The sequence below is a fragment of the Klebsiella sp. RHBSTW-00215 genome, from assembly GCF_014103785.1.
Lineage (GTDB): Bacteria > Pseudomonadota > Gammaproteobacteria > Enterobacterales > Enterobacteriaceae > Klebsiella.
In genome coordinates this window covers 415,494-438,298 of sequence record NZ_JABXQS010000001.1, presented here as the reverse complement: position 1 = coordinate 438,298, position 22,805 = coordinate 415,494, and the positions used below count along the sequence as shown (strand labels likewise).

Here is a 22,805-nt window from a genome sequence, read left to right as displayed (position 1 = left end):
ACCGATAGGGGGAAGCAGTCCCGTAACAGAAACGGAACTGCTTGAAGTGAGGTGCTTAAAAAAGCAGCAGAAAGTGAAACCGGCTTTCAATGCCTAACGCAATACCGTCAGAAACGGCAGGGATCGCCATCAGCATCAGTAAGAAAAGGCTAATCATGCAGCGCAGTAAGATATTCATATCACTCCTCCCGCTGGCTCTTTTTTAGCTTTCGCAGCAGCAACCACATGCGTACCGTACGGACTTTTCCACCCGAGGATGCCGTTTCTTGCGCCAGTTCCGTATGGTGGCGATAACCATTGAAGAAGAGGTTAAGCACCACGGCGCTAACGGTGGCCAGCATAATGCCGCTATGCAGCAGCGGCTGGAGTACGGCAGGTAGTTTAGAAAAGAAATCGTGTGACAATGTTGGCGTCATGCCCACGCCGAGGCTGATCGCCACAATATAGAGGTTGTAGCGATTGGTGGTGTAGTTACAGCGCGACAGAATGCGAATCCCCGTCGCCAGCACCATGCCAAACATCACCAGACCGGCTCCGCCCAGTACAAACTGCGGGATCGATGCCACCAGCACCGCCATTTTGGGCACCATACCAAACAGAATCAAAATCACCCCTGAGGCAATACATACCCAACGGCTGTATACCCGGGTCACGCTGACCAGTCCGACGTTTTGTGAAAATGACGTATGGGGAAAGCTATTAAATAAGCCGCCAATCAGCGAGCCCACGCCATCAACGCGCAGCCCGCGGATAATATCCTGCGAAGACAGTTTGCGACCGACAATCTCCCCGAGGGCGAGGAACATGCCCATCGATTCGATAAAGACGATGATTAACACCGCCGTCATGGTCAGAATCGATACCGGATCAAACACCGGCATACCGAAGGCCATTGGCGTGACGATGGCAAACCACGAGGCGTCCTGCAGACCGGAGAGGTTAACCTCATTCATCATCCACGACAGCGCAAAGCCGAAAATAATGCCTAACAATACGGCGACGTTGGACAGAAAACCTTTGGCAAAGCGGGTGATTAATAAGATAAAAACGAGCACGGCAAATGAAATACCCAAATAAACCGGATCGCCGTATTGCGGATTCCCTTTTCCCCCTGCGGCCCAGTCGATGCCGACCTGGATAATGCTCAGGCCGATAGAGGTAATCACCACACCGGTAACCAGCGGAGGAAACAGCGGGATTAAGCGCCCGATAAGCGGTGCCAGTAAGGTGGTGATGATGCCTGCGGCAATGGTTGCGCCAAAAATCCCCAGCAGGCCAATATCCGGATTCATCCCGATGGCGATCATCGGCGTTACGGCGGCAAACGTCACCGACATAATTACCGGCAGACGAATGCCCATAAAGCGACCGATCCCAATGCATTGCAGCAGCGTCACCACGCCGCAGCAAAACAGATCGGAGCTAATCAGCAGCGCGACGGCCTCTTTATTCAGCCCGAGCCGGTCGCCGATCATCAGCGGCACTGCCACTGCGCCCGCATACATCACCAGTACATGCTGTAGCCCGAGGATGACCAGCTTTCCCGGCGATAAGATGCGGTCAACCTCGTCGATGGTGCCGCCGGGTTCGGCGGGAGGTGGAAGTTGAGAATCTATGGCGCTCATGTGTATTTCTCCTTGAACCCGGCACGCGCCAAAATCGGTTACCGGGCGGTAAAATGGTGAACCTTCCGCACATCACATCTGGCGCTTAAATCGCCCATCCTCCGGCATAGAATGCCACCAGGGCGAGGGTGATAATCACGGTGCCGATATTCAGCTTTTGCCACTCGCGAGAGAAGACGCGCCCGACAACCAGGGTGACAAAACCCAGCATAATGCCGGTGACGATATTGCAGGTCAGGACGATAAATACCGCGCAGACCAGCCCGGACATCGCATCAATAAAGTCATCAAAATCGAGCTTCGAGACGTTACTTAGCATCAATAACCCCACGTACATCAGCGCGGGCGCGGTGGCGTAGCCGGGGATCAAATACGACAGCGGCGATAAAAACAGAATCAACAGGAACAGGAGGCCAACGATGGTCGCCGTCAGGCCGGTTTTCCCTCCGGCGGCGGTTCCTGCGGCGGATTCAATATAGACCGCTGCAGGGGCGGCACCGACCAGACCGGAGAATACGGAGCTAATGGAGTCGCTGGTCAGCGCTTTGCCGCCGTTGATAATCTGGTTGTCTTTATCCAGCAGGTTTGCCTGCCCGGCCACGGCGCGGATAGTGCCGGTGGCGTCGAATACGGCGGTCATTACCAGAGCCAGAACGCTGGGAAGTACGGCGGGCTGTAGCGCACCCATGATATCGAGACTAAAAATCAGTGACTTACCATCTTCACCGCTCAGGCTGGGTATCGCGACCAGGCCGTGATACTGAACGGCGGGATCGAAAATCAGGCCGATAATTGAAATGGCAATAATGACCAGCAGGATCCCCCCGGGGACGCGATTTTTTTCCAGACCAAAAATTACCGCCAGACCCAACAGGCTCATGATCACCGGAAAGGAAGTAAACGATCCGAGCGCCACCGGCAGCCCTTCCAGTGGGTTTTTTATCACCATGCCGACACCGTTCGCTGCAATGAGCAGCAGAAACAGCCCAATACCGATGCCGGTACCGTGAGCAATACCCATCGGCAGGTTGCGCAAGATCCAGGTGCGCACCCCGGTGACCGAAATGGCGGTGAAAATTACCCCCATCAGAAAAACCGCGCCCAATGCGACGGGAATGCTGATGTGCTGCCCCAGCACCAGGCTAAAGGCGGTAAAGGCGGTCAGGGAAATGGCGCAGCCGATGGCCATTGGCAGGTTTGCCCACAGCCCCATCAGCAGTGAACCGAAGCCTGCGACCAGGCAGGTGGCGACAAACACGGCGGCGGGTGGGAAACCCGCTTTTCCCAACATGCCGGGCACCACGATGACCGAATAGACCATCGCCAGAAAGGTGGTGAGTCCCGCCAGCACTTCCTGGCGAACCGTACTGCCGCGAGCCGAAATTTTGAACCAGGTATCCAGCGCACCGCGGGGCTGCGATGCATCCGGGGTAGGCAGAGTATCTCCAGACATAGTTATGTCCTCAGCAGAATAGAAGGGTTTCGTCAGGTGCGCTCATACACCAGGCGGCCATCAATATAGGTACGATAAATAGAACGATCGTCGCCCAGCGTCATCATCACGAACAGCTTGTCGACCAGGGACACCGAGTTGTCGTAGCGTAGCTGCTGCAACGGCGTCGCCGTCGGCTCCAGCACCACAAAGTCGGCCTCTTTGCCCGGTGTGAAATTACCAATCAGGTGGTCAAGCCCCAGCGCTTTCGCGCCGCCGAGAGTCGCCAGGTAGAACGCCTCATAGGCCGAGAGCCGATATCCCTGTAACTGCACCACTTTGTAGGCTTCGTTTAGCGTTTGCAGCATGTTGAAGGTGGTGCCTGCGCCGATGTCGGTGCCCAGCCCGACCTTGATTTTCTTCCGCCAGGCTTTTTGCAAATTGAACAGCCCGCTGCCGAGGTACAGGTTCGAGGTGGGGCAAAAAGCGATGCTGGAGTCGGTTTCGCTCAGGCGATCCCACTCTTTCTCTTCCAGATGTACGCAGTGGGCGAAAACGCAGTTTTTACCGGTCAAACCATATTGGTGATAGACGTCAAGGTAGCCATCATGATCGGGATAGAGCTCTTTAACCCAGGCAATTTCATCTTTGTTTTCACACAGATGTGTATGTACCCAGGTGTCGGGATACTCCTGACGCAGACGTTGCGCCATCGCCAGCTGTTGCGGCGTTGAGGTTGGGGCGAAGCGCGGGGTGATGGCATACAGCAGGCGACCATTTTTGTGCCAGCGTTCAATCAGCGCTTTGCTTTGCTGGTAGCTGCTTTCGGCATCATCCAGCAGATACTCCGGCGCGTTGCGATCCATCATCACTTTGCCGGCAATCATGCGCATGTTGATATGGCTGGCGGCTTCAAACAGGGCGTCTACCGACTGCGGATGCACGGTGCCGAAGACCAGCGCGGTGGTGGTGCCGTTACGCAGTAGCTGCTTGAGGAAAAAAGAGGACATTTCGCGCGCATATTCCAGGTCCTGATAGCGCCGCTCGGTGGGGAAGGTGTGCTTATTCAGCCACTCCAACAGCTGCTCGCCATAGGCGCCAACCATCTCGCTCTGTGGGTAGTGAATATGGGTATCGACAAATCCCGGAATCACCAGCTTGCCGCGATAATCGCGGATCCGGATAGCCTCAGGAACCCGATGCTTTCCCTTTTCCCATTCGCCAAACCATTCGACTTTGCCCTCGCGAATCAACAGCAATCCATCCTCGATAAACCGCAGCGCCGATTCGAGTTCCTCGGGATGTTCGATGGTGCGCGTGATATCGATAAAGCTACCACGCACGGCTTTTAGCGTGTGTTCTCCTGACATGTGAACTCCTTACAGTTAATCCGCTTCTTCCAATGAATCGGCTGCGGGCAAGACGTCCTCTTGCCGGTAGCCGCCCGGAAGAATGATATTCAACAGGATTGCGGTCAGTCCGCCTGCGCAGATGGGGTTTTCCACCAGCACATAAATTGAGGCGGGTAAGATTTTGAAAATTTCCGGATCGTAAGAGACGCCAAGCCCCAGCCCGAGAGAGGTGGCGACGATCAGCGTTTCACGGCGCTTCAGGCCATTGGAAATAATGATGCGGATCCCGGCGATAGCGATCATCGAGAACATTAGCGTCATCGCACCGCCCAGTACCGCCGAGGGGATGGTGGTGAAGAAGCCGCCAATGGTCGGGAACAGGCCGAGGATCACCAGCATGACGGCGATGGTGCGCCCGATATAGCGCGAGGCGACGCCGGTCATCTGGATAACCCCGTTGTTTTGCGCGAAGGTGGTGAGCGGCAGGGAACCGAGCGCGGAGGCGATGACCGAAACCAGCCCGTCCGCCAGCACGCCGCCTTTCAGGCGCGACTGGTACTCATCACCCTGGATGGGGCGTCTCGACACCATCGCCGTAGCAGTGATATCGCCAACCGCTTCCAGCACGCTCAGCAGGTAAATGGTGCCGACGACCAGAAAGTGATGCAGGCTGAAATGAAAACCGTATTTAAAAGGGATTGGGATAGTCACCAGCGGCAGGTTTTTCATGCCGCTGAAATCGACCATTCCCAGGCACAGCGACACCACGTAGCCCACGCCCAAGCCGATGGCGATCCCCCCCATGCGCAGCAGCGGGCTACGGCAGCAGTTGAAGCCAATCACCACCATCAGGACCAATAAACCCACACCGAGATTTTCGTAATTACCGTAGGTGCCGCTGCTCTTTGCCGCGAAGCCGCCGCCGAAATCAATAATGCCGACTTTAATCAGGCTCAGGCCAATCATCAGCACCACAATACCGCTGACGGTGGGTGTAATGACCCGGCGCAGATAGGGGAGGATAAAAGAGGAGCCGACCACCAGAAACGCGCCGACAAACGACACGCCGAGCAGCGAGGACATAATCAGTTCTTCATGAAAACCGTCGCTTTTCATCCCGCTGCCAAGCGCGATCATCACGGTGACAAACGAGAAGTTCACCGACTGTATCGACAGTAATCCAGAGCCGACGATGCCGTAGCGGTTCACCTGTAGCCAGGTGCCTATCCCGGAGGCGATCATCGCCATCGAAACCAGGTAGGCGGTGGTTTCCGCAGAGAGTTGTAGCGTTGCCCCCACGATCAGAGCAGGGGTGACCATGGGAACGAAAATGGCCAACAGATGGGTAATCGCTCCCACAATCGTCTGGTGAAAAGGGGGGCGATCCTCCAGTTCATAAATCAGATCAGAACCTGTGCGGTTTATATCAGACATCCCTTTACTCCCTCTATTTGGGTATAAGCAAATTTGATCATCTGAATCAGTGAAATTAAATTCTGCGAATTTTGGGCGCAGGAGGCCCTGAGAAAGGCGGTTCTCAATCCACAGACGGCATTTAATATTGATTGAATCACTTAGCCAGGCCGTCTCCCCGAAATGAGGAACCGGCCGGTTTTCTCCCTCAGAGAAAGCATCGGGGTGAGGGGGAGTGCGTGTTTTTCCCCTCACCCTAACCCTCTCCCCTCTGCGATTTTTTGTTAAATAGCAACGGATAAGCGGAGCTACAGCCCGCACCCTCCGGTTTTTTCCCTCTCCCTGTGGGAGAGGGCCGGGGTGAGGGCATCGGCAACAGCGCCGTAGCGGCCCCTTGTGGTTACAGTTTTCCTAATGCGCTCAGTATTTTCTCCGGCGTGAAATGCCATTCGCGTAGCCAGACGCCGCAGGCATCGTGAATGGCGGTGGCAATCGCCGGAGCCGCGCCGTTGACGCCGATTTCGGAGATTGATTTCGCGCCAAACGGGCCGACCTTGTCATCGCTTGGCACCAGCACCGCGCGGAAATCATGCGGAATATCGCCGATTTTCGGCGCGCCATAGCTGCGCAGATCGCGGGTAAGCGGATGGCCCTGTGCGTCGTAAAGAATCTCCTCCGTCAGGCTATGACCAATGGCGCGCATCGACGCCCCGTAAATTTGCCCCAGCGCCAGCTCCGGGTTAACCGGCGTGCCGCAGTCCAGCAGCGCATAGAACTTGTCGAGGCGGATTTCACCGGTACGGGTATTCACCGCCACTTCGGCGAAGTTGGCTCCATACGGGAAGGCGAAATCGGCGGTGATATAGCTGGCGGTGGCGACCAACGTACCGAAGCCGGTGCCGGTCTCGGCCTTGTGGGCGATATCGGCATAGCTCACTTCCCCCTGCTTACCGCGCACCACGCCAGGGGCTACCAGCTCAACGTCGCTTAGCGGTTCCCCGAGCATCTCTGCGCCGTGGAAGCGTATTTTCTCCCGCAGATTTTCTGCCGCCTTACGCGCCGCATTACCAGAGAAGCAGGTGCCGGACGAGGCGTAAGCGCCTTTATCGAACAACGCATGATCGGTGTCGCCGGAAATGACATGCACCTCCTGCGGTGGGCAATGCAGCACTTCCGCCGCCAGCTTGGTGACCACCGTATCCAGTCCGGTGCCGATATCCGCGCCGCCGGAGTGGACGATAAAGGTGCCATCGGATTCGAGCTTGATCATGCAGTTGGCCTGGTCGATGTCCGGGATCCCCGACTTCTGCATAATGATCGCCACGCCGCGACCTGTCCGCCAGTCGCCCGCGTGCGGTTTCGGTGACGACCATTGGATCATCTCGCGGCCCTGACGCAGGATCTCCTCCAGCGCACAGCTGGCAGCGGTAGGCACCGACGTTGGCGCTTTACCTTCGCCAATCGCGCCAAGGATCTTCAGCTCCTGCCCTTCATGCACGCGGTTGCGCTCGATAATCTCCAGTTGATCGATCTGCAACTGCTCCGCCAGTTCCGCCAGCGCCATAGTGATGGCGAAGTTGCCCTTCGGTGCGCCATAGCCCTGATAAGCGCCGGTTGGGCAGATATTGCTGTAGTAGGTGGTCACTTTGAAATCGACGTTATCGCAGGGATACAGCGGCAGCGAAAGTGCCGGTCCGTTGGACGGCACGGTCAGCGAATGGTTGCCGTAGGGGCCGGTGTTGGCGCGGAAATCCATCTTCACCGCCGTCAGGCGACCATCTTTCTTCGCCCCCAGCTTCACCGTCACCTTGGCGACGTGGCGAGAGGTATTGGCGATAAACTCCTCTTCACGGGTATAGCGGAAATAGACCGGGCGTCCGGTGACGCAGGTGGCCCAGGCGCAGACCTCTTCCAGCAGGATATCCTGCTTGGAGCCGAAGCCGCCGCCCACGCGCTCTTTAATCACGTGAACCTTGTGCTGCTTCATGCCGACCAGACGCGCCACCTGGCGGCGAAGGTGCCACGGAACCTGGGTCGAGGCGTGAATAACCAGACGATCGCCATCCATGCGGGTAAAACAAAGATGCGGTTCCGTCGGGCACTGCTGAGCCTGAGTGGAGGAGTAGGTGCGCTCGATAACCACATCGGCTTCAGCGAAACCTTTTTCCATATCGCCAATATGGCCGTGGATGCTGGCGGCGATATTCTTGCGCGGGCGCGAGCCAATGGGGAAATTGATAATCATATGTTCGCCGCGCTGGGTGGCGTGGCGGTTATCTTCTTCCAGCGTATCCGGCGCGCCAGCGACGTATACCACCGGTTCATCGTGAACCACCGGCGCGTCATCGGCCATCGCCTCATCAATCGACATTACCGGCTTAAGCACTTCATATTTGACGTCAATAAGCTTCAGCGCGGCCAATGCAATATCTTCACTTTCTGCGACAACCGCCGCGACGCGATCGCCGACGTGGCGCAGCTTCTTGCCGAACATCCGCCGGTCGAGCGGTGACGGCTCCGGTGCGCTCTGCCCGCCGGGGGTGTAATAGATATCAGGGCAGTTAAGATGGGTGATCACGTGAACCACGCCGGGCAGCGCCTCGGCCTTGCTGACGTCGAGATGAGTAATTAGCGCGTGGGGATGCGGGCTGCGCAGCATTTTAATAATGCAGGCGTCCGGTGTGACGCGGTCCTCCACGTAGCAGGGCTTGGCCTGCACCATGGTTGCCGCATCGGTTTTTGGATATAGCTTGCCGACGACCGCCAGATCGTCGCGGAAGGTCGGGGCGCTATCGATAGCGATCTGCGGGTCGCCTTTACGCGCCACCGCCAGTTCGATCACTTGATAATATTGCTGCCAGCCCGCGTCACGGCTAAATAATCCGGAGAGCGCGTCATCGATCTCATCGCGCGTCGGGGCGGCGATGCGATCCAGCAGATCGCTGATAATCAGCGCGGCGGCGGGATCGTTATAGCCCGATTGCACCACGCCGACATCGACCATCGCCTGCTGCACCAGACTGAGCTGATTCCATTTGCCCAGCGATTCGCTGGTGCGGATCTCCGCCTGTTCCAACTGAGCGGCGATCAGCAGGGAAGCGTTAACGATGCGGCCGTTAAACAGAATTGCGTCGGATCCCGCGAAGCCGAACCCATCGTCGCTGTTGCGCACCGAGTGCATCCCGAGGCCGAAAAGCAGCGCCTGTACGTTAGCGCCGGGATTGACCTTCATCTCGCGCGCAGCGCCGTTCAAGGTAAAGTGAATCATCATACGACCTCCTCGCCCATCTGCTGGCAGTCGGCATACAGGTCTGCGACAACCACGCCGGTGATATAGCGTTTATAGGCCACGCTGCCCCGAACATCTTGCTGAGGGAAAATTGCGGCGGCGACGGCCTGCTCCAGCGCGCTGCCTTCCAGTTGCTGCGACTCCACGTCCCGCAGGCGCAGAGGGCCATCGGCCACGCCGTCCAGCGCGATATGTACGCCGTCGTGCTCTGAGATGGCAACCGCCGCGGTGACGACGGTTAACCCCGCCTGTGAGCGGCTGATTTTTCGCGTGGCGCAGGGGCGGAAAGGGTCTTTAATGACAATTTCCGTGATCAGCCGCGCGCCGGGATCGGCGAGATAGCTCTCCAGCGACAGGCACTTGCCGTCGCCAAATACCAGATGCGCGTCCAGCGCCAGCAGAACGGGCAGTAACACCGACTCTTCCTGGCGGGCGGCGATTTCGCCGCCGAGGGTTGACTGGTTGCGCAGGTGGCGGGAGTAGACGAAGCCCAGCGCATCGTGTAGCGCGGCGGGAATGAAGTGCGCATCACGCAGGGTTTGCAGACGCGTCATCGCGCCAACGCGCAGCGCGCCGTTATCCCAATCCACCCATTCCAGCTCAAGGTCCTGTAACGAAATGGCGATTCGCTTATCCGGTCGCGTCGGGGTGGCATTGATCTTACTGCCCCCGGCAAACCAGACGGCATCATCCTGGTAGCGCGATTTGAGCTCCAGCGCCTGCTCTACAGAGTCTGGTTTGAAAAATTGCTCGATCATAATCTTTCCTCATCAATCCCCCTTTCAGCACGAAAGAGGGCGTGGGCTATGCCAGCGAGTCCATACGCCGCCACATATCTGCGGCGACTTTTCGGGCCTGGGCGTAAATCGAATCGCAATCAAAGGTGAACTGCCGGTCTTCGTAGACCATCACGCCGTTGACCATCACGCTATGAACGCTGGCGGAACCGAGGCCAAAGGCGATATGTCCGGCAATATTGTCTGCCAGCAGCGGCGTCGGCGCGGCATAATCGCAAATGGTCAGGTCGGCTTTATAACCAGCCTCTAGCTGCCCAAAGCGGGCGCTAAAGTTGCGGCTCAGCAGTTCGTTACCGCTGGCCAGCGCGCGGGCGAAGCTGTCCGGCCACAGCGGGCCACCGGCGTCGCGATGCTTAAAGAAGGCAAACTTCATCTCTTCCAGCATGTCGGAGCCGATACCGTCGGTACCCAGCGCCAGGTTGCGGATATCGGTGAGGTGATAGTTGTAGCCCACATGGTTGTTCATGTTGGAACGGGCGTTGTGCACCAGAAAAGCATTCTGTTCGTTGAGTAGGGCGATATCGTCTGTCGACAAATACAGCCCGTGCGCCACCAGCGTTTTGCTGCTGATAAGGTCGTATTCCGCCAGCCTGACCAGCAGGTCTTTGCCATAAAGATGGTGGCTGTGGGAGACATCATAGAGGTCTTCCGCCGCGTGGATATGCAGGCCGCGCCCGGTAACCTTGAGGGCCTCGCTGAGCATGGATAGCCCGGCATCCGGCACGGTAAAGGGGGCATGAGCGCCGATATGCGCTTCCACCAGATAGGGCTCCGTACCCGTCGCCCGAGCATGGTCTATCTGGCGGGCGAAGCGGATATTTTCCTCTACGCCTGCCTGCAATTCATCGACTCCACCGTTGCGGTCGGTGGTTTCAAAGCAGGTCATCCCGCGCAGGCCAATCTTCAAAAAGGCATTGCGCAGCGTAGAGAGCGAGCCATCGATATACGCCGGAGAAGCGTGATGGTCGATGACCGCAGAGCATCCGCTCTTAATGGCTTCCATTGAGCAAATCAGCCCGCTGTAGTAGAGCGACTCTTCGTCCAGCGCGCGGTCCAGCCGCCACCACAGATTTTTCAGCGTCGAAATAAAATCCGGGCTGGGGGCGATGTTGGCCATAATGCCGCGCGACAATCCGGAGTAGAAATGGTTGTGCGCGCACACCAGTCCGGGCATCACGATACGCCCGTGCATCTCCTTCCAGTCAGCCTGTGGATAGCGGCGGGTCAGCGCATCTCCAACCTCAACAATAACGTCATTTTCGATAGCGATATCAACGCCTTCCTGCACTTTTGCCGGATAGAGCTGTACGGCGGTCACATTCTTTAGAATTAACATCGTTATACCTCCACCCGGCCCAGCAGATAGTGATGCTGCTGATGGACATGGCTGATGATGCGACACATCTCATCCAGCCCCGGAGGGATGCTGGCGAACTGGCCGTCGTTGTCGATATTCAGTACCCAGCTTTGGCTGTCGAGACGCACGCGCACGCGGTCATCTTCCACCAGGAAGCCGGGGTTGCTGCTGGAGTCAAAATCCTGTGCCAGGCTGAAGACGGTGATTTTGTCTTTGTAGGGTTTGCCCAACCACGGGCAGAACTGGGCGCAGTTGCCGCATTCGTTGCAGTAAGCATCCAGATGCAGCGTCTGGAAGCGATTCTGGAAGCCAGGGACCGCAATAGAGATGTTGGCGCGGTTCGGACAGACGTCCACGCACTTGCTGCACACATAGTTGCATTCAAGGCAGCGTTCGGCTTCCTGAGCGACGAAGGCATCGCGGTCGTCTTTATCGACTATCGCGACCGATATTTCCCCCTTGCGCTGGTAAATTTCGGCTGGGTTGACGTTGTTCCAGCGTTTATCCGCGTGGTGGGAGCGGATATTTTCCCGATAGAGGATGGTATCGCTTGCTCGACGGGCTGAGCCGATAGCGGCGACAATGGAAGAGGGGCCGCGCTGAACATCGCCAATCATAAAGACGTTGGCAAGGCGGGTTTCGCCGCTGGCATTGACCTCCGGCCAGCCTTTTTCATCCAGCGGAATACCCATGGCGCTCAGGGCGTCGGTATCCTGCTGCTCGCCGATGGCGGTGATCAGGCTGTCGGCATGGAGCGTCACGGTTTCATCGGTTTCGACCGGGCGGCGGCGGCCTTTGGCGTCCGGTTCACCCAGCGACATCACCCGCAGGGTCAATGTGCCATCGGCATCAAAGCGCTGCGGATTATTGAGGAAGCGGAACTCAACGCCGTCGTGCAGCGCCTCTTCGTACTCTTCACGCCAGGCGGGCATTTCCTGAAGCGAACGGCGGTATACAATGGTGGCTTTCTCCACGCCGGGTACGCGTAACGCTGCGCGGGCGCAGTCCATCGCGGTATTCCCCGCACCAACCACCACCACATGTTTACCCAGATTGAGCGTGGAACCCAGATTGTATTCCCGCAGGAAAGGCAGTGATTTCCAGACGTGCGGGTTATCGCCGTGCAGCGTGACGCCGCTGTTTTTATCGGTACCGGTAGCGATCAGCACATACTGATAGCCCTGATTTTTTAGCTGTTCGACCGTCAGATGCGCATCGCAGCCGTACTCAAATTTCACGCCGTGGTCGGCGACAAAATCAATATCGTGCTGGATGAGCTCCGCCGGAATGCGGAACTGCGGAATGATGTTTTTGACGACGCCGCCGGCGTTGGCTTCCCGCTCAAACACGGTAACCGGATGCCCCGCGCGCGCCAGAAAATAGCCTGCGGCAAGCCCCGCCGGGCCTGCGCCAATGACCGCAACCGGATGGCGTGAGCCGGATCCTGCCGGTTTATGCCAGCGCTGCTTGTACTCGTCCCAGCCTTTTTCCAGGGCGATTTTTTTGAGTTCGCGGATGTTCAGCGCGCTGTCGTAGTCCAGGCGCGTACAGTTGTACTGGCACTGATGATCGCAGATATGCCCGGTGATAGCGGGCAGGGCGTTGCGCTGATAGATAAGCTCCAGCGCGTCGGCGTAGCGCTGCTCGCCCATCAGGCGAATGTATTCCGGAATATCCTGTTTGATCGCGCAGGCCGTAATACAAGGTGCGACGTAGCAGTCGGTCAGCGGCAGGTCTTCCGCAACCTCGATGCGTTCTTCCGGCTTCCAGTGTTTCTGCGTATAGGCCATGGTGACGGCGTCTTCTGCCAGCCGGTTTAGCCGCTCGACGTCGACGTGGGTCATGCCCCACGCATCCGATGATTCCAGTTCACGCATGCAGGCGCTCAGGCGCAGGTAGCCGCCGGGCTTGAGCAGATCGGTCGCCATCGTAATAGGGCGGATCCCGGTGTCGAAAATGTCGCGAATGGTCAGCTGGCTGGCGCCGCCGGAATAAGAAATGGGTAATTTGCCGTCAAAAGCGCGGGACAGCACCGCCGCCACGTTGATGGCGAGCGGGAACAGTGCGCGGCCAGACATATACATCTCATCGCCGGGAAGCGCGCCTTTATTATTGATGGTGCCAAGAGTGTTGGTCAGCTTCACGCCGAAACCGAGCGATTTCTGTTTTGCCAGCGCCATCAGGCGTTGCAGCATTTCCAGCGCCTGGGCCAGTTTGAGATCGTGCTCGAAGGACTCTTCTTTCAGGCCGATATACGCAAAGCCGCAGCTATCCAAAATCTCGCGAACGCGCGCATAGCCCAGCAGCGTCGGGTTCAGCTTCACGAAGGTGTTCAGCGCTTTTTCTTCCAGCATGTACTGGCAGATAGCTTCGATTTCGTGCGGCGGGCAGCCGTGCATGGTGGAGAGCGTGACGCCGTGAACCAGGGTGGCAGGAATGCGCGCGGGTAGCGCGCGCAGGTTTTCCCGCTGCCCGCTCAGGCCGTGGCGCTCAAGGAAGGCGTCGTCGTGCAGCCAACGGCTAAGCGTGTCGCGATATTGCGCAAATTTCGGCTGCGTGGAGGCGTCTGTCATTGAGTCAATAAATTGCTGCATCGGCGGCTGCTTGATGCCGTCCAGGTTGTAGCCGACGCTCATATTGAAGATAAACGACTTTTCCGCGCCCGAGGGCTGGAAAACCTGCTCTAACAGATGCAGAACGAACCACGCTTTCAGGTACTCATCCCACGCTTTTTGCAGGGTAAATTCGGTGGACCATTCGGTATTGAAGCACTCGTCTTCGGCATCGATACAGGGTTTTTCCAGCTCCAGCCGGTCAAGGATTTGTACCGTTTTCAGCTCGATAAAACGGCCGCCGGTGAGCCAGGAGGTGACAATATTTTGCGCCAGCTGGGTGTGTGGGCCAGCAGCGGGGCCAACGGGGGTAGCGCAGGTTTCACCAAAGACGCTGACCGATTTATCTTTGGCAGGTGAGTAAAATTGTTGCTCGGGAATACCAAAGATGGAGCGCTGCTGTTGGTATTCATCAAATATGCGCGTCAAGAGTTCCTCGAACGGAACGGGACGCATAATATCCCCCATAACCCTCTCCTTTATCATTAATTAGCCGGTACAAATAAACCGGTGGTATGGGAGAGATAGAGCAACATTCGCACCACTCTTGCTGGCGAGCGGCATAAATATAATTTTTTGTGAAGCGCTTCTAAAGTTATGTCTGCTTTGTGAAAGATCTCACATTGCGTAAATGAGAATTAAAATCAGTCCTGGTTGTTGATGAAGTCAGCGTTTCTCGAAAGTATCTTATTTTCTCAAAAAGGGTGAGTTTGTATCATTATGATAAGTGCGGAAGACGCCTGGTTTGATTATTTGAACGCAATCGTTTAACTCGGCAGATAAGCTATTTTATTGACGATGATGCAGGTTAATAAAATCTTCTGGTGTATCGATATCTAAAGTGATTTCGCGATTGTTTATTTCTACTCTATTATGCGCGCCCGCCAGCAGTGCCTGACGCATATTTTTATGTGGCCGGGAGATAGCTTGCTGCAGGCACTCTCTGGTGAGCAAAATAGGGTGTCCAGGGACGCCGTGATAGTAAGGCATGAGCGCGCCAGTGTTACGTAACGACCACATTTTATTGAATATTTCAACGGTGAGGCAGGGCATGTCACCGTGGGTGATGAAGCAGTATTCGCTCTCAACGGCGGCGGCGGCGGCCTTCACGGAAGAGTATAAACCGTCAGCATAATCTGAGTTGTGGATAATAATAATATTACGCATATTGGCATAACGTTGATGCAGTTCATTGCCACGATACCCCGTGACTAAAATAATCCGACTGCAAAATTGCAGGGCGTTTTTGATACTTGCATCAAGAATTGTCCCTCCTTGCCAGGGTAACATCATTTTCCATTCTCCCATCCGTGATGAAAGCCCTGCGGCGGTAATAATACAGTCGATAGCTGGCATTGCGCGTCCATTATTTAAGGTGATTGATGGTTACCAAGGAAAATATAAAGGATAACGCCGAATTGTTCTTTGACTTAGGTGCGCAGAGTCGTCCCTCGGTTATTTCAGTAGTGGGGGCCGGAGGCAAAACCAGCACCATTTTCTGGCTGGCTCAGTTATTCCATGCCAGCGGACGGCGCGTCGTGGTGACGACGACGACTCAAATGTTCCTGCCTGATGCTGCTTATCCGGTGATCTTTTGTCGGGAGGCTGCCGCTCTGCCTTCCCACTATCTCAAGCTGCCTATTTTAACCTGTTTCCACTCCTGGAAAGCGCAGGAGGGCAAAGCGCGAGGTTTTTCGGCGAGCGCCATTGATGCGCTGGCGGCGCGTGAGGAATGCGACGTTATATTAGTGGAAGCTGACGGCGCTCACGGATTGCCGCTGAAAGCGCCGGATGAGCATGAACCTTGCATACCTGAAAGCAGTTGCTGCGTGATTGCCGTAACGGGCGGGCATATGTTGGGGGAGAAAACGGGAGCGGAAAATGTCCATCGCTGGCCGTTGTTTGCTGATATCACTGGCCTGACAGCGGATGAGCCGCTGACGTTCGGGCACCTTCTCCGGCTCATTCGCCATCCGCAGGGCGCGTTTAAAAACGTACCGCCGGACAGCCGACGGATCTGGTTTCTCAACCAGTTTTCTCAATCTGAGAATCGCCTGGCTGAAGACGAACTGAACTCGCTCTTGCGCAATGGGGATATGGATGCCATCTGGCTGGGCGCGATACTGGAACGCCCGCCGATTATGCGCAGATTTGTGAGATAGCGACGCCGGGAGACCGGATCTACCGAACGGATATCCATTGAGGTTTTTATGAATATTTTCACAGAAGCTGCAAGACTCGAAGAACAAAACAGTCCATTTGCGCTGGCGCAAATTGTGGATAGCCGTGGCTCAACGCCGCGACATGCAGCAGAAATGCTTGTCCATCAGGATGGAACTATCGTCGGCACCATTGGCGGCGGCATGGTGGAGCGTAAGGTGATCGACGAGGCGCTACAGGCATTAGAGGAGCGAAAGCCGCGCCTGTTTCATGGGCGAATGGCGCGCAACGGCACCGATGCCGTGGGTTCAGATTGCGGCGGCGCGATGACGGTATTTATTAGCGTCCACGGTCTGCGGCCCCGGCTGGTGTTGATTGGCGCGGGGCATGTGAATCGGGCTATTGCCCAGAGCGCGGCGCTATTGGGTTTTGATATTGCCGTGGCGGATATCCATCGTGAAAGCTTAAATCCGGCCTCTTTTCCTCCTTCGGTACAGCTACTTTGTGCCGACTCGTTTGCCGCGGCGGTGGATGCGCTGGAGATCCGCCCCGATAACTTTGTGCTGATCGCCACCAATAATCAGGATCGCGAGGCGCTGGATAAGCTGGTGGAGCGCCCGGTGGCATGGCTGGGGTTGCTGGCGAGCCGCCGCAAGGTTCAGCTTTTCATGCGCCAGCTGCGGGAGAAGGGGGTTGATGAAGAGCATCTCGCGCGCCTGCATGCGCCGGTGGGCTATAACATTGGTGCCGAAACGCCGCAGGAGATTGCGGTGAGCGTGCTGGCTGAAATCTTACAGGTTAAAAACAATGCTCCCGGCGGCTTGATGATGCGAGCGGCGCACCCGTCCGGACACCAGCGCGTGGTGGTTCGCGGCGCGGGGGATATCGCCAGCGGCGTGGCGCTGCGTCTGTTTCATGCCGGATTCAAAGTGTTCATGCTGGAGGTTGAGAAACCGACGGTTATCCGCCGCAGCGTGGCTTTTGCCCAGGCCGCGTTTGACGGCGAAATGGTGGTCGAAGGCGTAACCGCCCGGCTGGCGAGCACGACGGCAGAGGCGATTGCGCTGGCTGAACGCGGTATTATTCCGATATTGGTCGACCCTTTCTGTTCATCGCTTGAGGCGCTGAAGCCCGTCTGCGTGGTCGATGCGATTCTGGCGAAACAGAATCTGGGCACTCATATTGAAATGGCGCCGGTGACTATCGCGCTGGGGCCAGGGTTCCGCGCGGGTGAGGATTGCCGTGCGGTGATTGAGACCAATCGCGGTCACTGGCTGGGGCAGGTGATTTACTCGGGCTGCGCGCAGGAAAATACCGGCGTTCCCGGCAATATTATGGGCCACACCGCGCGTCGGGTGATCCGCGCGCCCGCCGCAGGCATCATGCGTGCCAACGTGAAGCTAGGCGATCTGGTAGAAGAGGGTGATGTCGTGGCCTGGATTGGCGAAAGCGAAATTAAAGCGCCGCTATCGGGCATGGTACGCGGCTTGTTAAGCGATGGTCTGGCGGTGGTCGGCGGCTTTAAGATTGGCGATATCGACCCGCGCGGCGAGACCGCTGATTTTACCAGCGTTTCTGATAAAGCGAGGGCGATTGGCGGCGGCGTGCTGGAAGCGCTGATGATGCTGATGCATCAGGGCGTGAAATCGACTAACGAGGTGCTGGAAGTCGCATAGCGTGGGCTCCTCACCCTCAGACGACTGTGAACCTGTAGCCCGGCTAAGCGTAGCGCGAGCCGGGAAGTTGCTGAGCCGAACCATCAGGCCCGGCACATTTCCCGGAGGCGGCGCTTGACGCGCCTGTCCGGGCTACCGGCCCGCAGACGGTTGTGAACCCGTAGCCCGGACAGATGCGTAGCATCGCCTCCGGGGAAAATACCAGCCCTCCCGACTAAGCGGCCAACACCTTATCCGGCTACTGGCAAATCACGGTGCCGGTTTTACCTTCGATACCTTCTTTCGCTTTGCTCAACACGGTAATCAGAGATTCGCGTCCTGGGCGGGAACGGGCGAACGAGGCGGCGGCTTCGACTTTCGGCAACATGGAACCTTTGGCGAAATGCCCTTCGTTGATAAAGCGCTCTGCATCGCTTAATGACAAGCGATCCAGCCACTGTTCGTTAGATTTACCGAAGTTGATAGCCACTTTTTCCACCGCCGTCAGGATGATCAGCATATCCGCATCGATCATTTCGGCGAGCCGGGCGCTGGCCCAGTCCTTATCGATCACCGCGCTGGCGCCGCGCAGATGGTTGCCTTCGCGGATCACCGGAATGCCGCCGCCGCCAACGGTAATCACTACCTGCCCGGCATCCAGCAGAGTTTTTACCGTCTCTTTCTCAATGATGTCTACCGGTTTAGGCGACGCGACGACGCGACGATAGCCGCGACCAGCATCTTCTTTCAGCGTATAGCCCTGTTTCTCCAGCTGTTCAGCCTCCTGCTGAGTGAAGAATGAACCGATAGGTTTGGTCGGATTCAGGAACGCGGGATCGTGGGCATCAACTTCCACCTGGGTCACCAGCGTCACTACCGGCTTATGCATCCCGCGCGACAGCAGCTCTTCGCGCAGCGCGTTTTGCAGATCGTAACCGATATAGCCCTGGCTCAACGCCACGCATACCGACATCGGCAGCATCGGCGTGTGAGCTTCGGTTTTCGCCGCCGCCTCAAAGGCCAGGTTGATCATCCCGACTTGCGGCCCGTTGCCGTGGGTGACCACTACCTGATGGCCCTGGGCGATTAAATCGACGATCGCCTGAGAGGTCATTTTGACGGCCTGCATCTGCCCGGCCAGATCCTCTCCCAGCGCATTCCCGCCGAGGGCGAGAACAATTTTCTTACTCATTTTTCCTCACTTATTCAGTATGCCAGGGATGGCTAAACGGTTTGCGTCTCAGGAAGCGGCCCCGGCCCGCTCTGGCGTTAAATTCCCCTTTGCAAAAGAGGGTTTCACCGCGCGAAAGGGTTCTGACGATCGCCCCGGTACAGCGAAAGCCCTCCCACGGGGAGTAGTCGGCGTTGTCATGCAGTTTGGCGTGACGAATTTCCGTCGTTTGATTCGGGTCGATAATCACCACATCGCCATCGGAACCTGGGGCCAGCCGACCTTTCTGCGGCCACAGGCCGAACAGCCTGGACGGCATGGCGCTGGTCATATCGACAAAGCGTTCTGGCGTGATGCGCCCGCTTATCACGGCGCTGGAAAAGAGCAGCAGCAGGCGGTTTTCCACGCCGGGCAGACCGTTCGGGCAGCGGTTGAAATCGCCGCCAGAGAGCTGCTGGCGCTGGGCTATCGAAAAGTTGCAGTGGTCGGTGGCGACCACGTCGATTGCGCCGTCGCTGATGCCGCACCAGAGTTTGTCCTGCTCGCGGACGTTGCGCAGAGGCGGACTGAGAATAAAATTCAGCCCGTCAGGTGCGTCATAACGGCGCTCATCCAGCAATAGATATTGCGGGCAGGTCTCTACCCACACCGGCTGGTGGTTAGCTCTTGCCAGGCGTAAATAATCCAGCCCCAAACCGTTGGAGAGATGGACGATATACAGCGGCGCATTCCCGGCGAGCTGCGCCAGATTGATCATCCGGGCAATGGCCTCGGCCTCGCACTCCAGCGGGCGGCTCAGGGCGTGATAGCGCGGCGCGGTCAGCCCGGCGGCAAGAAACTCGGCGCGCTTGCAGGCAATGGCGGCATCATTCTCCGGATGGACCGTCGTCAGTGCGCCGGAGATGTGCAGGCGGCGCAGCGCTTGCAGCACATCATCGTCGTTGAGCTTGTACTGATAGGTCAGGTAGAGCTTAAAGCTGCTGATCCCCTCTTCAACCATCATCGGAATTTCATCAAGGATGGCGTGATTGATATGCTGGATGACCCCGTGGAAGCTGTAATCGACCACCGCCTTATGCGCGGCGTAACCGTGGTAAACCTCCAACTGATGGCGTAACCGGCAGCCTGTCGGGCCAAACCCCATATGGTCGATAATGGTTGTTGTACCGCCACACGCCGCCGCGCGGGTGCCGGTAAAAAAATCATCACAGCTACGGGCAATGCCGACGTCAATGTTGAAATGGGTGTGCACGTCCACGCCGCCGGGCATGACGTAGCAGCCGGCCGCATCGACGATCTCGCAAGGTAGCTGTGGCGTAATATTGTCGCCGAGCTGACGAACAATACCGTTTTCTATCAGCAAATCCTGTTTTGCCTGTCCGTCAGCGTTAACGACGATTCCGTTTTTAATCAGTACGCGCATAGCAGACTCCAGAAATCCCCCGGTAAGCCGGGGGATGCAGAGGGATGATTATTTTGTTGCCAGCCAGCTCAGCGGGATGGCGGCGTACATGGCGGCGCAGGTGACCAGATGCGATTTCCAGGTTTTCTCGTTTGGCGCATGGGCTTCCGGCTCTTTACCCGGACCAAAGCCGATCACTGGAATGCCGTGACGTCCCATAATCGAGACGCCGTTGGTGGAGAAGGTCCACTTATCGACCACCGGCGCTTTGCCGAACAGCCCTTCATAAGCATTGACCAGCGCTTTGACGGTGAAGTGATCCTCTTCGACTTTCCAGGTCGGGAAGTAGCATTCGGTCGGATAAACTAATCCGGTCCAGGATGGGCGGTCATAGTTGTACATCGACACCACCGCATTGGCTTTTTGCACGGCAGGCAGGGCGCGGATTTCGTCCAGCGCGCCTTCCCAGGTTTCGCCCCAGGTCAGACGGCGGTCGATAGAGACGGCGCAGCTATCCGCCACCGCGCAGCGGCTCGGCGAGGTGAAGAAGATCTCGGAAACCGTCAACGTGCCCTTGCCGAGGAATTCGTCGTAAGCCAGATGCTGCGACAAATCCTGCAATTCATTGAGAATCGGCCCCATCTTGAAGATCGCGTTATCGCCGCGCTCTGGTGCAGAGCCGTGACAGCTGACGCCCTGTACATCAACACGGATTTCCATACGTCCGCGCTGCCCGCGATACACCTGACAGTCGGTCGGCTCGGTGCTGACGACAAATTCAGGGCGAATGCCGGACTGTTCGATGATGTACTGCCAGCACAGGCCGTCGCAGTCCTCTTCCTGTACCGTACCGGTCACCAGCAGGGTGTACTCATCTTCCAGGCCGAGGTCTTTGATGATCTTCCCGGCATACACCATCGATGCCATGCCGCCTTCCTGATCGGAAGTGCCGCGTCCGCCGATCAGCTCATCGGTTTCCATGCCTTCATACGGATCAAATTCCCAGTTCTTAATATTGCCGACGCCTACGGTATCGATATGGGCGTCCATCGCCACCAGCCGCGGGCCATGACCGATATAACCGAGAATGTTGCCCATCGGGTCGATCTCGACTTTATCGAAGCCGACTTTTTCCATCTCCTGTTTGATGCGGTGAACCACGCGTTTTTCATCACAGCTCTCGCTGGGGATGGCGACCATATCGCGCAGGAAGCGCGTCATGTCTGCCTGGTAGTCGTGTGCTTTTTCCAGAATCAGTTTAAAGGGAATGTGCTTAGCCATTGTTGTTCTCCAGTTTTCACTCCCGTATCTCCTTGGGAGCCTGTTCTCATTGGGGGATTACGGGGTGACCGGATGTTTGCCTTCCCAGACCACTTCGCGATAGTGCTTCACGTCGGTGTCGCCTTCGGTGCTGATAACCAGCACGATGGCGTCTTTATCCAGCGCCAGTTTTTCCATCAGGGCCTGACGTTGCGGGTGATGGTGTACTGCCGCCAGTACGCCCAGACCTACGGCACCGGACTCGCCGGAGATCACTCGCGGATCGTCGCCGTATGGGTTACCCAGCACGCGCATGCCCAGCGCGGCGACGCTGTCCTGGCAGGAGATAAACTGCGTGGCGCAGTTGCGCAGAATTTCCCAGCCGAGCGGGTTAGGTTCGCCACAGGCCAGACCGGCCATGATGGTTGCCATATCGCCGCCGACGTTGACGATGTCGCCCTTGACGCCCGAGCGATAAATGCAGTCGGCCTTATCCGGCTCAACGATAATGCTGCGCAGGTTTTGCGGGCCATAAACATCCACCAGGTAGCCCAGCACGCCGCCCGCCATCGCGCCGACCCCCGCCTGCAACAGTACGTGGGTTGGCGTGACGCCCATTTCGCGCATCTGCTCTACGGCTTCATCGGCAAGCGTCGCGTAGCCCTGCATAATCCAGGTCGGAATTTTGGTGTAACCTTCCCAGGCGGTATCCTGCACCACCTCCCAGCCGTTTTGCTGCGCGTGTTGCATGGTCAGACGAACGGTGTCGTCATAGTTCATATCGGTAACGATGCATTCAGCGCCGAGATTGAGAATGGCGTCGACGCGCTCCTGAGCGGAGCCTTTCGGCATATAAATCACCGCATGTTGCCCAAGCTGCTGCGCGGCCCAGGCGATGCCGCGACCGTGGTTGCCATCGGTGGTGGTGGCAAAGGTCATCTTTTCGCCGATGGCGTTTTTCAGCTGCGCGAACGAGAGCGTCTCGATATCAAGGTGATATTTCTCGCATAGCAGGCGGGCGATGGCATAGGCACCGCCGAGCATTTTGAAGGCGTTCAGCCCAAAGCGTTTTGATTCATCTTTGACGAGAATTTTTTTCACGCCAAACAGACTGGCCAGGCTGTCCAGCGCGCAGAGCGGCGTTGGGCGATAGCCCGCGATTTTTTGATGGAACTGGCGCGCCACTTGGGCCTGTTTTTGCGAAAAAAGGGGCGACGTTTCACCGTTATAAAAATGGTTGTCGGCAATATCGATCTTCAGTGTGAAAACGGACATATCCT

The 22,805-nt window shown here is 57.1% G+C and carries 16 protein-coding genes; 2 read left to right on the top strand and 14 right to left on the bottom strand.

What is annotated here, in order from left to right; genetic code table 11:
• Positions 1–55: 55 nt before the first annotated feature.
• From HV127_RS31645 to mocA, 10 genes are all read right to left on the bottom strand, one after another.
• Complete coding sequence (locus tag HV127_RS31645) at positions 56–178, bottom strand: hypothetical protein (protein ID WP_228288593.1); 123 nt, start codon at positions 176–178, stop codon at positions 56–58.
• A gap of 1 nt (position 179) precedes the next feature.
• Positions 180–1,625 (bottom strand): nucleobase:cation symporter-2 family protein, encoded by a 1,446-nt coding sequence (locus HV127_RS02085; RefSeq protein ID WP_182234842.1) that lies wholly within the window; start codon positions 1,623–1,625, stop codon positions 180–182.
• Between the two features lie 85 nt (positions 1,626–1,710).
• Complete coding sequence (gene ghxQ / locus HV127_RS02080) at positions 1,711–3,078, bottom strand: guanine/hypoxanthine transporter GhxQ (protein WP_182234840.1); 1,368 nt, start codon at positions 3,076–3,078, stop codon at positions 1,711–1,713.
• Positions 3,079–3,110: 32 nt separating this feature from the next.
• Positions 3,111–4,427, bottom strand: a complete 1,317-nt coding sequence (gene guaD / locus HV127_RS02075; protein WP_182234838.1) for a guanine deaminase — start codon at positions 4,425–4,427, stop codon at positions 3,111–3,113.
• A 15-nt stretch (positions 4,428–4,442) separates the two neighbouring features.
• The gene (locus HV127_RS02070; RefSeq protein WP_181484949.1) at positions 4,443–5,843 is read right to left on the bottom strand and encodes an NCS2 family protein; all 1,401 of its coding nucleotides are present in this window, start codon (positions 5,841–5,843) and stop codon (positions 4,443–4,445) included.
• A gap of 379 nt (positions 5,844–6,222) precedes the next feature.
• Positions 6,223–9,093, bottom strand: a complete 2,871-nt coding sequence (locus tag HV127_RS02065) for a molybdopterin-dependent oxidoreductase Mo/Fe-S-binding subunit (RefSeq protein ID WP_182234836.1) — start codon at positions 9,091–9,093, stop codon at positions 6,223–6,225.
• Positions 9,090–9,869, bottom strand: a complete 780-nt coding sequence (ygfM, locus tag HV127_RS02060; protein WP_112217312.1) for a molybdopterin-dependent oxidoreductase FAD-binding subunit — start codon at positions 9,867–9,869, stop codon at positions 9,090–9,092. The genes HV127_RS02065 and ygfM overlap by 4 nt, the downstream gene beginning before the upstream one ends.
• A 46-nt stretch (positions 9,870–9,915) precedes the next feature.
• The gene (ssnA, locus tag HV127_RS02055) at positions 9,916–11,244 is read right to left on the bottom strand and encodes a putative aminohydrolase SsnA (protein ID WP_182234834.1); all 1,329 of its coding nucleotides are present in this window, start codon (positions 11,242–11,244) and stop codon (positions 9,916–9,918) included.
• A gap of 2 nt (positions 11,245–11,246) precedes the next feature.
• A complete protein-coding gene (gene ygfK / locus HV127_RS02050) occupies positions 11,247–14,345 on the bottom strand; it encodes a putative selenate reductase subunit YgfK (protein ID WP_182234832.1) in 3,099 nt (1,032 codons plus the stop codon).
• 321 nt (positions 14,346–14,666) lie between these two features.
• A complete protein-coding gene (gene mocA, locus HV127_RS02045) occupies positions 14,667–15,233 on the bottom strand; it encodes a molybdenum cofactor cytidylyltransferase (protein ID WP_182234830.1) in 567 nt (188 codons plus the stop codon).
• Positions 15,234–15,259: 26 nt separating this feature from the next.
• Here mocA and yqeC point away from each other — a divergent pair, with 26 nt between their 5' ends.
• Together yqeC and yqeB are read left to right on the top strand one after the other, a co-directional pair.
• Positions 15,260–16,039, top strand: coding sequence for a selenium cofactor biosynthesis protein YqeC (gene yqeC / locus HV127_RS02040; RefSeq protein ID WP_182234828.1), 780 nt, complete (start codon positions 15,260–15,262; stop codon positions 16,037–16,039).
• Positions 16,040–16,087: 48 nt separating this feature from the next.
• On the top strand, positions 16,088–17,713 hold the full coding sequence (gene yqeB / locus HV127_RS02035) for a selenium-dependent molybdenum cofactor biosynthesis protein YqeB (RefSeq protein WP_182234826.1): 1,626 nt from the start codon (positions 16,088–16,090) through the stop codon (positions 17,711–17,713).
• A 238-nt stretch (positions 17,714–17,951) separates the two neighbouring features.
• Here yqeB and arcC read toward each other — a convergent pair whose 3' ends face one another.
• The 4 genes from arcC to dpaL are packed head-to-tail and all read right to left on the bottom strand — an operon-like array spanning position 17,952 to position 22,800.
• Complete coding sequence (arcC, locus tag HV127_RS02030; RefSeq protein ID WP_182234824.1) at positions 17,952–18,884, bottom strand: carbamate kinase; 933 nt, start codon at positions 18,882–18,884, stop codon at positions 17,952–17,954.
• A 10-nt stretch (positions 18,885–18,894) separates the two neighbouring features.
• Positions 18,895–20,286, bottom strand: coding sequence for a dihydropyrimidinase (gene hydA, locus HV127_RS02025; protein ID WP_182234822.1), 1,392 nt, complete (start codon positions 20,284–20,286; stop codon positions 18,895–18,897).
• Positions 20,287–20,334: 48 nt separating this feature from the next.
• Entirely contained in the window at positions 20,335–21,546 is a 1,212-nt protein-coding gene (locus HV127_RS02020; RefSeq protein ID WP_182234820.1) for a YgeY family selenium metabolism-linked hydrolase, read from the bottom strand.
• A gap of 57 nt (positions 21,547–21,603) precedes the next feature.
• Entirely contained in the window at positions 21,604–22,800 is a 1,197-nt protein-coding gene (dpaL, locus tag HV127_RS02015; protein WP_182234818.1) for a diaminopropionate ammonia-lyase, read from the bottom strand.
• Positions 22,801–22,805 lie beyond the last annotated feature (5 nt).